This is a genomic window from Spongiimicrobium salis, assembly GCF_043678055.1.
GTDB lineage: Bacteria > Bacteroidota > Bacteroidia > Flavobacteriales > Flavobacteriaceae > Spongiimicrobium > Spongiimicrobium salis.
The window spans coordinates 197835-211810 of the sequence record NZ_JBHEQA010000003.1; the positions used below are offsets into that span (position 1 = coordinate 197835).

Consider the following 13976-nt stretch of genomic DNA (forward strand, 5'->3'; position numbering starts at 1 on the left):
TAAATGAAGAACTCAATGATTTTATTCAGATATTTGCTGAACCATACTAGTTTCCTATGAAGAAAATACTACTCGGTTTCCTTTTTTGTTATTTCAGTTTTGGGTATTCCCAGGAAATTAATTTATCTCCACAGTCAACAATTAGTGTGCTTACTTGCGGGCCGGGAGCTGATCTGTATACGGCTTTTGGACATAGCGCATTTCGGGTACAAGATCCCGTATTGGGAATCGATGTGGTATACAACTATGGAACTTTTAATTTTAATCGTCCTGGTTTCTATACCGACTTTGTAAAAGGAAAACTTATTTTTTCCTTAAGCAGACAACGTACCACAAACTTTTTGAATGTGTATGAATTTGAAAAACGATGGGTTAAAGAGCAAGAATTACAACTTACTCTAGCCGAGAAGAATACTTTACTTAAATACCTGGAAAACAATAACAGGCCTGAAAACAAAACCTATACCTATGACTATCTTTACGACAATTGTTCTTCTAAGATCAGGGATGTACTAGATGACAATCTAGGCAAGCAAATAGTTTATGATACCAACTTTGTTCCCTCTCCTTTCACCTTCAGGGAACTCATACATCAAAAATTGCCGACCAATAGTTGGGGTAGTTTTGGCATTGACCTTGCGCTTAGTTCCGTTATCGATGTAAAGGCAAGTGTTCAGGAACATCATTTTTTGCCCGATTATATGTTTCAACAATTGGTGCATACCACAAAAAACAATGCCCCATTTGTCACCAAAGAACGTACGCTACTAAAAGCACCTTTGAAACAACAGGAAAGCAGTTTTCTAAGCACGCCACTTTTCTGGTTTTGCCTATTTCTGCTTCTCGTGGGTTTCTTCACCTATTTGGATTATAAAAGGAATACAAGACGTCGATGGCTGGATTTTTTCATATTCCTGGTTTCAGGAGCTCCAGGGCTATTGTTGTTTTTCCTGTGGTTCTTTACCGATCATGGTGCCACTGCAGGTAATTTTAATATGCTATGGGCTTTTCCATTAAATACAATCGTAGCATTTTTTGTGCTTCGAAAAAATATGCCTAAGTGGATATCGTCATATCTCATTCTGTCATTGCTATTGCTCCTATTGACTTTAGTTTCCGGAGTATTGGGCTTACAGGTATTTTCTCCTTTAATTATTCCCTTATGCTTAACTTTGGGGCTTCGCTACGCTTTTCTTTTTGTTTTCCATAAAAAAGCGCGGCAATTGTCGTAAGGCATTCAAGATTATTTTTCAATAGCAATAACACCTTCCGTTTCATGAACCTTCTTACCGCTGAAAATATTTCCAAATCCTATGGGGAACGTGTTCTTTTCTCCGGACTTTCTTTCGGGGTCAATAAAGATCAAAAAATTGCCTTGATTGCAAAAAATGGTACTGGCAAGACTTCTATTTTAAATATTCTTGCAGATTTAGACGTTCCCGATACAGGACAGGTGAACTACAGAAAGGGTATTCGCCGTTCTTTTCTTCCTCAGGAACCCGACCTCAACCCCAACCTAACCATAGAAGAAACTATTTTTGCGTCGGATAACGAGGTGCTAACCGTTATTGCCAATTACGAAAAAGCTTTGGCAAATCCTGAAGATGGCGATGCATATCAAAAGGCTTTTGAAGCTATGGAACGCCACAATGCTTGGGATTTTGAAACCTTGTATAAACAGATTTTATTTAAACTGAAGTTGGATAAACTGCATCTCAAGGTAAACTTGCTTTCCGGCGGGCAAAAAAAACGTTTGGCCCTTGCCAACGCCCTTATCAACAAACCTGACCTTCTAATTCTAGATGAACCCACAAACCATTTGGATCTTGAGATGATCGAATGGTTGGAACAGTATTTCGCCAAAGAAAATATGACTTTGTTCATGGTGACGCACGACCGTTATTTTTTAGAGCGTGTCTGTAATGAAATCATTGAACTGGATCAAGGGAAATTGTATCCCTATAAAGGAAATTATTCCTATTATTTGGATAAGAAGGAGGCCCGCATGGAACAGGAGGCTGTGGAACATCACAAATCCAAAATTCTTTTTAAAAAAGAGCTCGATTGGATGCGTAGACAACCCAAAGCCAGAACCACAAAATCCAAATCAAGAATTGATGATTTTCATGCAATCAAGGAAAAAGCGCATCAGAGACGTATTGCCCATGAAGTGCAATTGGAAATAAATATGGAACGCTTGGGTAGCAAAATCCTGGAGTTTCACAAGGTGTCCAAAGCCTATCCGGAGAAACAAATCCTAAACAAGTTCGATTATAATTTTCTCAAAGGGGAACGTGTTGGAATCATTGGTAAAAATGGTTCCGGAAAGTCTACTTTCCTGAATATATTAACGGGTCGGGACAAAGCCGATAGTGGGAAGGTCGTAGTTGGAGATACTATTAAATTTGGGTATTATACCCAGAAAGGCATCGAAATCAAGGAAGGGCAAAAAGTGATCGATGTCATTCGGGAGTTTGGAGATTTCATCCCTTTAAAAAAGGGGCGTCAAATATCGGCCCAACAGCTGTTGGAGCGTTTTCTGTTTGACCGTAAGAAACAATATGACTATGTAGAAAAATTAAGTGGTGGGGAGCGAAAACGATTGTATTTATGTACGGTCTTAATCCAAAATCCAAATTTCCTGATTCTGGATGAACCTACCAACGATCTGGATATTGTGACGCTCAACGTGCTCGAAAATTTCTTGATGGATTTTCCTGGTTGCCTCTTGGTGGTTTCTCATGATCGCTATTTTATGGATAAAATAGTGGACCATTTATTTGTATTCCGTGGAGATGGCCTTATTGAAGATTTCCCTGGAAACTACTCCGATTTCCGCGCCTATGAAGACAGCAATATTGCAGAAAACAGAGCAAACAAAGAAACTGAAAACACACCAAAAGTTACTAAGAGTCATTGGAAAGACAATGACAACAACAATAAGCTATCTTACGCTCAACAGAAAGAATACAAACAATTGGAAAAGGACATTCAAAAATTGGAATTGGAAAAAGAGGCCTTTCAACAGAAATTTGCCGATTCCTCTTTATCAGGGGAAGAAATCAATACACTCTCTATCGAGCTCAAGGAGATTATAGACCGTATTGATCAAAAAACAGAGCGTTGGTTTGAGCTTTCCGCAATCATGGAGGGTTAGGGAAGCTGTTCGCTTGCGAAGTTCCATTGATTCATTCAAAATTTTACTATGTATCGCGCTATTGCATACCTCAAATTTTTGATTACTGCTACAAACCAACATGGTGTGCACTCTCCTTTTGTTTACCGTTTTATTACTCAAGGGATATATCGGCCAAAGAAAAGTGTCTTTAAAAGCGGGGATGTTCTTCTAAAAAGTATTGATTTTTTCAAGGTCGATACGGTTAAAATTGCGGCTCGACATTCCACGCTAAGGGCATGTATTCAAGAACACTATCCTTCCGTTCGTATGCAAGAGGAGGATGGCCCTATTATTCAGTATTATGAAAATCCTGGAGCTTTGGACGCTATAGATATGACTTTGGCGAATCGGCATAATGACACTATGATCATCATTGATGCCATTCATAAAAATAGGGAAAACAGTACTTTTTGGAAGCAGTTAACGGAGCATTCCAAAATTACGGTCAGTATAGATTTCTTTTATTGCGGAGCGCTATTTTTTAGAAAAGAGCAGGTCAAAGAACATTTTAAGATCCGGATATAATAGTTATTTTTGGTATTAATTTAAACGGCCATGGGAGATTATTCAATATTTATCATATTTGGTGTGCTGTGCATTATTTTTTTCGCCACCTTCTTCAGCAATAAAAGAAGATCCAAGCAAAGAAAATCCAGAAAATTCATGGAAGATTATGGAAAAGACAAAAATAAATCCTGAGGCCCATTTCGTTTTTAATAGCAATACATGAAAATATATACCAAAACAGGAGATAAGGGCACTACCGCTTTGTTTGGCGGTACAAGGGTCGCCAAGCACCATATACGAATAGAGAGCTATGGAACCATTGATGAATTGAACTCCTGGATGGGTTTGATCAGAGATCAACAATTGGACCCTAGATCAAAAGAAATCATCATTCATATTCAAAACAAGTTGTTCACCGTTGGTGCCATTTTGGCCACAGATCCTGAAAAAGCCATTTTAAAGAGCGGGAAAGAACGTTTGAATATTCCTAGAATAGAAGATTCCGATATTCATCTGTTGGAAACGGAAATGGATCAGATGAATGATGCGCTACCTCCCATGACCCATTTTATTTTACCTGGAGGGCATACAAGTGTGTCATACTGTCATATTGCCCGTACGGTTTGTAGAAGAGCGGAACGGTTGGCGTCCTTGTTGCACGAAGAATCCCCTATAGAGGAAAATGTGCTTTCCTATATCAATAGATTATCCGATTACATCTTCGTACTATCCCGAAAATTGTCCAAGCAACTCCATGCGGATGAAATAAAATGGATTCCCGAAAAAAAAGGGGAATAAATTTCATTTTTGCACGTTAAGAGACTAGCATTAATAGGTTTATCATTAAAATAATTGAAATAATGATAAAATAATTTGGCTGTTAACGTTTAAAAATTATTTTTGCAAAAAATTAAAATTAAAATAGTACAATGTATTGGACATTAGAATTAGCATCTTATTTAAGTGATGCGCCGTGGCCAGCCACCAAAGACGAGTTAATCGATTATGCTATTAGAACGGGAGCTCCTTTGGAAGTTGTTGAAAACCTTCAATCTATGGAAGAAGAAGGTGGAGAAATCTATGAATCTATAGAAGAAATTTGGCCCGATTACCCTACTGATGAAGACTACCTCTGGAACGAGGATGAATATTAATAATATTAACGCAATTACAACAAAAAAGTCTCATTCGAGGCTTTTTTTTTATGTAATTTTGTCAGTCTTAGGTTTCTTTTTCAAAGAAACTAGAAACTGGAATACCTTTTGCGTTGGGATAGGCATTTCCAATTAGTGTGTTTATACGAATGAATCTTGTGAACACCTCATTGTTCTAAAGACGATATATCCCAAAGCGGATTTCATATAAAATAAAATAGCATTATGAGTTTTTTTAATTCAGTACTAAAAGCGTTTGTAGGTGACAAGGCCAAGAAAGATGTCAAAGAACTACAACCTTTAGTAAAAAAAATACATTCCTTTGAACAAGAATTAAAAGCATTGGATCACGATGCCCTTCGGAATAAAACTTTGGCGTTCAAAGCAAAAATCAAAGAAGATTGCAAAAGCGTCAATGATCAGATAGAAGCCCTCCAAAAAGAAGTGGATGCCTCAACGGACATTGACAAAAACGAGGATATCTATGCCGAAATCGATAAACTCCGAGAGGAAGCTTATACGATTTCAGAAAAAACCTTAAATGACATCCTTCCTGAGGCATTTGCCGTGGTAAAGGAAACCGCAAGTCGTTTTGCCCATAATGAGACCATTACGGTTACTGCCTCAGAGTACGATCGTTCTTTATCCGGTTCAAAAGATTATGTTAGCCTGGAAGGAGATCAGGCCATTTGGAAAAATTCTTGGGACGCCGCCGGTAAACAAGTCACTTGGGACATGATCCACTATGATGTACAGCTGATCGGAGGGATATGTCTTCATCAAGGAAAAATTGCCGAAATGCAGACAGGAGAGGGGAAAACGCTTGTAGCTACCTTGCCCCTCTATCTTAATGCCCTGACCGGAAATGGAGCGCATTTGGTTACTGTTAACGACTATCTGGCAAAACGTGATAGTGCCTGGATGGCACCAATCTTTCAATTTCATGGTCTTACCATTGATTGTATCGATAATCACCAACCGAATTCCGATGGTCGAAGAGCTGCCTATAACGCGGATATCACCTATGGCACCAATAATGAATTTGGCTTTGATTACCTAAGAGACAATATGGCCCATGTTCCTGGAGATTTGGTGCAACGCCCACATAACTATTCCATTGTGGATGAAGTAGATTCCGTATTGGTCGATGATGCCCGAACTCCCTTGATCATTTCAGGGCCGGTACCTGAAGGAGATCGTCACGAATTCAATGAACTGAAACCCCGTGTAAGCGATATTGTACAGAAACAACGTCAGTACCTTATTGGAGTACTTGCCGAAGCTAAAAAGGCCATTGCTGAAGGAGACACCAAAGAAGGTGGTTTTTTACTGCTGCGCGTACATAGAGGTTTACCTAAGAATAAAGCTCTTATCAAGTTCTTAAGTGAAGAAGGTGTTAAGCAATTACTGCAAAAGACCGAAAATTTTTATATGCAGGACAACAATCGGGAAATGCCCAAAGTGGATGCCGAATTATTGTTTGTCATTGAAGAAAAAAACAATCAGATTGAATTGACCGATAAGGGAGTTGATTATATTTCCGGGGACAAAGACAAAGACTTCTTTGTAATGCCCGATATTGGTGGAGAAATTGCAAAAATTGAAAATCAGAATCTCGACATCGAAAAAGAGGCCGAATTGAAAGAGGCGCTTTTTAAGGATTTTACGGTTAAAAGCGAACGTATCCATACCATGAGCCAGTTATTAAAGGCCTATACCCTCTTTGAAAAAGATGTGGAATATGTGGTGATGGACAATAAAGTGATGATCGTAGATGAGCAAACGGGACGTATTATGGACGGTCGCCGCTATTCTGACGGCTTACACCAAGCCATTGAAGCTAAAGAAAATGTAAAGATAGAAGCCCTTACCCAGACCTTTGCCACTGTTACCCTACAGAATTACTTTAGGATGTATCGGAAGTTGTCTGGTATGACGGGTACGGCAATTACCGAAGCTGGAGAATTCTGGGAAATCTATAAGTTGGATGTCATGGAGATTCCAACCAATAGACCTATTGCTAGAGATGATCGCAATGATTTGATCTACAAAACAAAACGCGAAAAGTACAATGCCATTATTGAGGAAGTCACCAAGCTTTCACAACAGGGCAGACCTGTACTTATTGGTACCACCTCTGTTGAAATATCCGAATTGCTCTCTCGAATGCTTACCATTCGGAAAGTCCCACATAATGTCTTAAATGCAAAATTACATAAGAAAGAGGCCGATGTAGTTGCCGAAGCCGGTAATGCCGGAGTAGTAACCATAGCAACGAATATGGCAGGTCGTGGTACGGATATTAAATTGTCCAACGAAGTGAAAGAAGCCGGTGGTCTAGCCATTGTAGGTACAGAGCGGCATGATTCCCGACGGGTAGACAGACAGTTAAGAGGTCGTTCTGGACGTCAGGGGGACCCAGGAAGTTCTCAGTTCTATGTCTCCTTGGAAGATAACCTAATGCGTTTATTTGGTTCGGACCGTGTGGCTAAAATGATGGATCGCATGGGCTTGGAAGAAGGAGAGGTCATTCAGCACTCCATGATGACAAAATCCATTGAAAGAGCTCAGAAAAAAGTAGAGGAAAACAACTTTGGTGTCCGTAAGCGTCTTTTGGAATATGATGACGTCATGAACGCCCAACGTGAAGTAGTTTATAAAAGAAGAAGACATGCTTTACAAGGGGAACGACTCAAAGTTGATATCGCCAATATGGTTTACGATACCTGTGAAGTAATTGCAGATACCAATAAAGCAGCCAATGATTTCAAAAACTTTGAATTTGAATTGATCAAGTATTTTTCCATTACCTCTCCCATATCCGAGGAAGAGTTTGGCAGAATGGGCGTTCAGGAAATCGCTGGAAAACTGTATAAAACGGGTTACGATCACTATCAAAGTAAAATGGAGCGCAGTGCATCTACCGCATTTCCCATTATTAAACAAGTCTATGAGGATACGGCCAACAATTTTGAAAGAATTGTTGTTCCCTTTACCGATGGAACAAAGTCTTTGAATGTGGTTACCGACTTAAAAAGTGCTTATGAAAGTAATGGTACCCAATTGATCAATGATTTTGAAAAAAATATATCATTGGCCATTATTGATGACGCCTGGAAGACCCATTTGCGAAAAATGGATGAATTAAAACAATCTGTACAGTTGGCTGTTCATGAACAAAAAGATCCTTTGCTCATCTATAAATTTGAGGCTTTTGAACTTTTTAAAAGTATGATTGAAAAGGTAAACAAAGAAGTGGTATCCTTTCTTTTCAAAGGAGAGTTGCCCAATGAGAACACCAATACTATTCAGGAGGCCAGAACCGTTCGTAGACCGAAAGAAAAATTACAAACTACCAAGGAAGAAATTCCCAATAGTGATGAATTGGCCGCACAAAATAGAGCTGTGGGTCAAAATCAAGGAAATAGGCCTCAAGTCACGGAAACTATTGTGCGTGAGCGCCCAAAAATTGGAAGAAACGAGCGGGTTACCATTAAAAATGTAATGTCCGGCGAAAGCAAGGTGGTAAAATACAAACAAGCCGAGCCCCTTATCGATAAAGGAGAATGGGTGCTTATCGAAGAATAGGTCCTTAAACACGCTCTTAGAACAAACAAAAAACAGTTATCAACAGATAGCTGTTTTTTTGTTTTCAGATGCCTATTTCTTCATCTCGTGAATCATTATTTTTATTTCGTTTTCCATGTTTTAATTGTATTTTATACGTTAAACGCTTTCTTTTTATTGTATTTTCAACATTTAATAGGTCAATTCCTCATTTCTAAAGAACGGACCTCTCCCCTAATCCCAACATGAACAATGATTGAAACAACTCAAAAATCGAATAGAATAAGCGATAAAACACAGTTGCTTATACGTTTCAATTATGTTTCCTCATTGTTGAGTTTTCTGCTGGGCCTTGCCTGTTATTTTGGACTCCATATCAAGGAGGTGGTGCCCCATGTTTTCTTCGCCTACCCTATCATCAATCTGGCCAATGTCTTTGCTTTTAAAAAGCATCGGAACCTCACGGTAATGGCATTGGTTACTTCTTCTTTGTCATTTTTTAGCACCTTATTCATTTCTATGTATAGTGGAGGAATAGAAAGCCCCTTTATTTTTGTATTTGCACTTATTGTTTTGGCCGGTTATGTTTCTACCAGTTGGTTCGGCAAAATATATCTGTTCATTATCATGTCTGTTTTAGGCTTGATCTTTATACTGAGCCTAGGTGATTATCCCTTTATTTTCGATGCTGTACCTATAGCCTCGAAAAAGATATTCAGTTTTGCCTGTATTCTTTTTTCCGTCTATTTGCTTGGAGGCGTCTTTGGAAAAGATCTTTTAAAGGCGCACCATAAATTATACAAATCCAAAACTGAAATTGAAAAACGCATCAACGAAAAAGAAATGCTCCTGCGCGAAGTGCACCATAGGGTTAAAAATAATTTACAGACCGTCTCCAGTTTGCTCAACTTACAATCGCGAAATACAGAGGACGTTCAAATAAAAACAGTGATAAAAAGCAGTCAGAATAGGGTTATTTCAATGGCCATGATTCATGAGATGCTCTATATGCGCGATAATCTATCCAAAATTGAATTTCGTTCCTACGTTAAAGAACTGGGAGAATACCTGATCAGTTCCTTAAATACTTCCAAAAATACTATTGGTCTTCATATTGATATTCCGCAGGTAAAATTGGGTATCGATACCGCCATACCTTTAGGCTTGTTGATCAATGAAGTCATCACCAATTCTATGAAATATGGCTTCAAGGAAGGTATGGAGGGCCATATACACATCAGTCTCAAGGAAGAACAAGAAGGTTCCTATGAATTGCGCATCCGCGACACCGGCGTGGGATTCTCCGATACTGTTGACCTTAAAACATCAAAATCCCTAGGGTTAAAATTAATCCATAATTTGGCCCGGCAACTCAAAGGCTCTATTCAAAGGGATTCTTCTGACCAAGGGACAAGTTACATTATTAATTTTCAAGATATTGGAAAGCACTTTAATACGTTGCGCCAATAAGGCATCCTTGGTTTCTTCTGTAAGTTAAAGTTCATTGCGTGATATATAAAAAAAAGGAAAGAAATATTGATAATATCATAAAACATATTTAGATTTATCCTAAATATTGCTTGCATTTCAGGTATTTAATCGCAAAAGCGTAAAAGCTTTATCATGTTAATGCAAGTAATTTAAAACAGCATAATGCAGGAAAAGGTCAAAAGCAAAGAACGATTAAAAGATCGGGTACGCTTAGTACTTAAAGTAAATTACTACACCTCTTTTTTCTCCATTATCTTCTTTTTTCTTTGCATTTTTCTTTTAAAGATAGAAAAAGTAATTCCTTATGTTTTCTTGAGTTTTGCTCTTTTGAACTTATTGAACAACTACCTTTATCGCGTTCATAGGAATATTACCATTACCTATAATATTGTATCTGTAATGACATTGGCGGGGGCCACCACCATCACCTTGTATAGTGGCGGAATCAATAGTCCCTTTATTTTTGTACTGGCCTTAATTGTTTTCGCCGGTTATATTTCCACGAGAGTCTATGGGGCCGTTTATTTAAACTTAAATCTGCTCATTGTCGTTTTAATCTATTCCCAAAGTGTTTCCGATTTCAGTTTTACCGATAATATTGTGCCAGAGCAATCCCGAGATCTATTTGCCTTTTTCAGTATTCTATTTTCGGTATATCTCTTGGGGGGCGTTTTTGGAAAAAATCTCTTAAACGCACATCATAATCTGTATAAGACCAAAGGTGAAATTGAAGAACGTATCAAAGAAAAAGAAAACCTTTTAAAAGAGGTACACCACAGGGTAAAGAACAATTTACAAACCGTGTCCAGTCTTTTGAGTCTGCAATCCAGAAGTATCGATGATCAAGAGGTGAAGACATTGATCAAAAGCAGTCAGAATAGGGTGATATCCATGGCCATGATTCATGAGATGCTCTATATGCGCGAAGATTTATCTAAAATTGAATACAAATCTTATGTGGAGGAATTAACGGCCTATTTGGCGCGTTCCTTAAAAGGTTCTGAAAATAATATCACCTTCAATATTGACATCAATAATATTGCACTGGGCATTGATACAGCCATTCCGCTAGGGTTATTAATCAATGAAGCCATAACCAATTCATTGAAATACGGGATCTTGGCAGATAATGCCGGAGAAATCCATATTGAGTTAAAACAGGAAGAACCCAAGCATTATGTCTTAAATATAGGGGATAATGGTATTGGCTTTTCAGATAAAGTCGACTTTAAAAATACCAAGACGCTTGGGCTCAAGTTAATCCATAATCTTACACGCCAGTTAAAAGGTTCTATCAGTAAAGATGCTTCTTTGAAGGGAACAAATTATACCGTTCGATTTCAGGAAATTGGGCAAATGGCCCACTGAATTTTATGCAAACAAAGGAAAGCTCCATGCATTCTTTTTCCGCATACATTTTCAACATTTCCTTCCCTAATTTATTGTTATATTTAGATGACAATTTCTAAGAACTTCATACCATGTCCAAAAGATTACTCCTGTTATTTCTATGTCTAGGTTCCACCCTTTATTCCCAAGATTATTTTTTAAAAAAGTTTCAGCCTTTTGAAGCCGACATCCCCTCTCCCGAGACCTTTTTAGGATATGGTATTGGAGAACACCATACGCGACATGACCGTATTGTTTCGTATTTGGAAAAGCTTGCAGAGCTGTCGGATCGCGCTACAATACATCAATATGGGAGTACCCATGAAGGACGGAAACTTGTGATGCTTACGGTAAGCAGTCCTAAGAATCTTTCCAATATCGAAACGCTTAAGGAACAACATTTGGCGTTTACGGACCCCTCCAAATCCGTATCCAATTATGATGATGTTCCCATTTTTATCAATTTAGCCTATAATGTTCATGGTAACGAACCTTCAAGTTCCGAGGCGGCCTTATTGACGGCCTATACCATGGTAGCCTCTAAACATCCAGAAATTCTATCGTATCTTAACGATGCGGTGATGTTCATAGACCCAACAATCAATCCAGATGGAAGAGATAGACATACGCAATGGGCCAACAGTTATCAGGGCAACCCTTTGGTTTCCGATCCACAAGATGCTGAACACAATGAATATTGGCCAGGGGGAAGAACCAATCATTATTGGTTTGACCTAAATAGAGATTGGTTATTAGGCATTCATCCGGAGAGTCGTGGAAAACTAACTTGGTATCATCAATGGTATCCCAATGTAGTCACGGATTTTCACGAAATGGGTACCAATAGCACCTATTTCTTTGAACCCGCAAAAATAAACGGTTCCTTAAACCCCATCATGCCCAAAGAGAATGCCGAAGACCTCAATAATCTTTTTGGCGCGTATTTTGCACAAGCCTTGGATAGTCTTGGCTCTTTTTATTTTACCAAAGAGGTCTTTGACGGTACCTATCCGGGCTATGGTTCGTCTTATCCAGACCTTCAGGGCGGATTAGGACTCTTGTTTGAACAAGCCAGTTCCAGGGGACACAAACAAACTACCGCTTTTGGAGAAATTACTTTTCCCTTTACAATTCGCAATCAGTATACCTCCAGTATTACTACCGTAAAAGCCGCTGTAGAGAATAAAGCATACCTAAGAAGGTATCAACAAGAGTTTTTTAAAAAGGCTTTGACTTTGGCATCAAAAAGTAAAATTAAAGGCTATAGATTTCGGGAAGATTACGATAAAAACAGAACCAAAGCATTTATTGACAAATTGTTACTGCATAAAATTGATGTCTATACATCTGGTCAAAACTCGTATACGGTACCCACAAAACAGCCTCAATATCGCATGGTGCAAACCATGTTTGAGACCTATGAAAAATACAGAGATAGTGTGTATTATGATGCTTCTGCCTGGTCTGTGGCCAATTTCTATAATATGAAGTATAAAGCGGTGAATAATCTTTCCCTAGGCAAGAAGGTTATTAGTACAACCGAACTCAACGAAGATAGGAAATTGACTTTATCCGATTATGCCTACCTCATCGATTGGGACGATTACAATGCCCCTGCTCTGTTGTATGAGCTTCAATCCAAAGGTCTGGTAGTTTCTTCTGCCTTTAAACCCTTCACGACCAAGGTGAACACAGGAACAAAATCGTTTAATTACGGTACTTTAGTCATACCGGTATCCCTTCAAAAGAAAACCTCAAAAGAAATCTTCGATCTAGTTCAAAAAGCTAGCGAAACCTATCAAGTTCCGGCCTATTCTGTGAGCACTGGATATAACATTAAAGGAATCGATTTAGGAAGTAGGTCCGTACAACCCCTTAGTACCCCTAAAGTGGCAATGTTGATCGGAGACGGAGTGCGTTCCTACGAAGCTGGAGAAATTTGGCATTTATTGGATACTCGAATGAACATGCCGGTAACAAAAATCCCCATGCGCAATTTCGGCAGGGCCAATTTAGAGGGGTACAATACTCTTGTTCTCGTTTCCGGACGTTATAATCTAAGTAAAGCGCAATTAGAGAAAATCAAGGGCTGGACCGCTAAAGGCAATACACTCATTACCATAGGTTCAGCTTCCAAATGGGCTATCGATAGGAAATTAGTGCAAGAAAAACTCACCGAAGCCAAGAAAGATTCCGGTAAAACCGTAGTTCGAAAACCTTATGTAGATGCGGGTGAAAATATTGGAAAGGAAAGCCTTGGGGGCGTCATTCTAAAAGTAGATTTAGACCTTACCCATCCCCTAGCTTTTGGATATAGGGATACCGCTATCCCAGTATATAAAAACAATACCATATGGTTGGCGCCAAGCAAGAACGCCTATGCCACTGTAGGCAAATATGACAAGGATCCGCACATTGACGGGTTTATAACAAAAAAGAACCTCAACGAATTTTTGAAACCATCTGCCTCCTTAATTGTGAGCCCCATAGGTCGCGGAAAGGCAATTTTATTTGCGGATAATCCAAATTTCAGAGGGTCTTGGTACGGCACAAATAAGTTGTTTTTAAATGCCCTCTTTTTAGGAGATAAAATTCAAATCCCAGAATAAAGACAATACCATCATTCTTTACGGGGATTCAAATCGGAGGGACAACATATGGTGATTATACGCTAGTTCTAGGCCTTGTTC

The 13976-nt window shown here is 38.8% G+C and carries 9 protein-coding genes; all 9 read left to right on the top strand.

Annotated elements, in window-relative coordinates; all coding sequences use genetic code 11:
- Positions 1 to 56 precede the first annotated feature (56 nt).
- The 9 genes from ACEXOE_RS15705 (at position 57) to ACEXOE_RS15745 (ending at position 13895) form a co-directional block, all read left to right on the top strand.
- Positions 57 to 1232, top strand: coding sequence for a lipoprotein N-acyltransferase Lnb domain-containing protein (locus ACEXOE_RS15705; protein ID WP_394749788.1), 1176 nt, complete (start codon positions 57 to 59; stop codon positions 1230 to 1232).
- A 44-nt stretch (positions 1233 to 1276) separates the two neighbouring features.
- A complete protein-coding gene (locus ACEXOE_RS15710; RefSeq protein ID WP_394749789.1) occupies positions 1277 to 3157 on the top strand; it encodes an ABC-F family ATP-binding cassette domain-containing protein in 1881 nt (626 codons plus the stop codon).
- 48 nt (positions 3158 to 3205) lie between these two features.
- Positions 3206 to 3703, top strand: a complete 498-nt coding sequence (locus tag ACEXOE_RS15715; RefSeq protein WP_394749790.1) for a hypothetical protein — start codon at positions 3206 to 3208, stop codon at positions 3701 to 3703.
- A 201-nt stretch (positions 3704 to 3904) separates the two neighbouring features.
- Positions 3905 to 4483, top strand: a complete 579-nt coding sequence (locus ACEXOE_RS15720) for a cob(I)yrinic acid a,c-diamide adenosyltransferase (RefSeq protein ID WP_394749791.1) — start codon at positions 3905 to 3907, stop codon at positions 4481 to 4483.
- 131 nt (positions 4484 to 4614) lie between these two features.
- On the top strand, positions 4615 to 4839 hold the full coding sequence (locus tag ACEXOE_RS15725) for a DUF2795 domain-containing protein (RefSeq protein WP_311386218.1): 225 nt from the start codon (positions 4615 to 4617) through the stop codon (positions 4837 to 4839).
- A gap of 225 nt (positions 4840 to 5064) precedes the next feature.
- On the top strand, positions 5065 to 8427 hold the full coding sequence (gene secA / locus ACEXOE_RS15730; protein WP_394749792.1) for a preprotein translocase subunit SecA: 3363 nt from the start codon (positions 5065 to 5067) through the stop codon (positions 8425 to 8427).
- Positions 8428 to 8658: 231 nt separating this feature from the next.
- On the top strand, positions 8659 to 9876 hold the full coding sequence (locus ACEXOE_RS15735; RefSeq protein ID WP_394749793.1) for a sensor histidine kinase: 1218 nt from the start codon (positions 8659 to 8661) through the stop codon (positions 9874 to 9876).
- Positions 9877 to 10059: 183 nt separating this feature from the next.
- Complete coding sequence (locus ACEXOE_RS15740) at positions 10060 to 11265, top strand: sensor histidine kinase (RefSeq protein WP_394749794.1); 1206 nt, start codon at positions 10060 to 10062, stop codon at positions 11263 to 11265.
- 113 nt (positions 11266 to 11378) lie between these two features.
- A complete protein-coding gene (locus tag ACEXOE_RS15745; RefSeq protein ID WP_394749795.1) occupies positions 11379 to 13895 on the top strand; it encodes a M14 metallopeptidase family protein in 2517 nt (838 codons plus the stop codon).
- Positions 13896 to 13976: the final 81 nt, after the last annotated feature.

Coding starts and splice junctions, on each gene's coding strand:
- ACEXOE_RS15710 (WP_394749789.1), top strand. CDS start 1,277: ATGAACCTTCTTACCGCTGAAAATATTTCCAAATCCTATGGGGAACGT.
- ACEXOE_RS15725 (WP_311386218.1), top strand. CDS start 4,615: ATGTATTGGACATTAGAATTAGCATCTTATTTAAGTGATGCGCCGTGG.
- ACEXOE_RS15740 (WP_394749794.1), top strand. CDS start 10,060: ATGCAGGAAAAGGTCAAAAGCAAAGAACGATTAAAAGATCGGGTACGC.
- ACEXOE_RS15715 (WP_394749790.1), top strand. CDS start 3,206: ATGTATCGCGCTATTGCATACCTCAAATTTTTGATTACTGCTACAAAC.
- ACEXOE_RS15705 (WP_394749788.1), top strand. CDS start 57: ATGAAGAAAATACTACTCGGTTTCCTTTTTTGTTATTTCAGTTTTGGG.
- ACEXOE_RS15720 (WP_394749791.1), top strand. CDS start 3,905: ATGAAAATATATACCAAAACAGGAGATAAGGGCACTACCGCTTTGTTT.
- ACEXOE_RS15735 (WP_394749793.1), top strand. CDS start 8,659: ATGATTGAAACAACTCAAAAATCGAATAGAATAAGCGATAAAACACAG.
- ACEXOE_RS15745 (WP_394749795.1), top strand. CDS start 11,379: ATGTCCAAAAGATTACTCCTGTTATTTCTATGTCTAGGTTCCACCCTT.
- secA (WP_394749792.1), top strand. CDS start 5,065: ATGAGTTTTTTTAATTCAGTACTAAAAGCGTTTGTAGGTGACAAGGCC.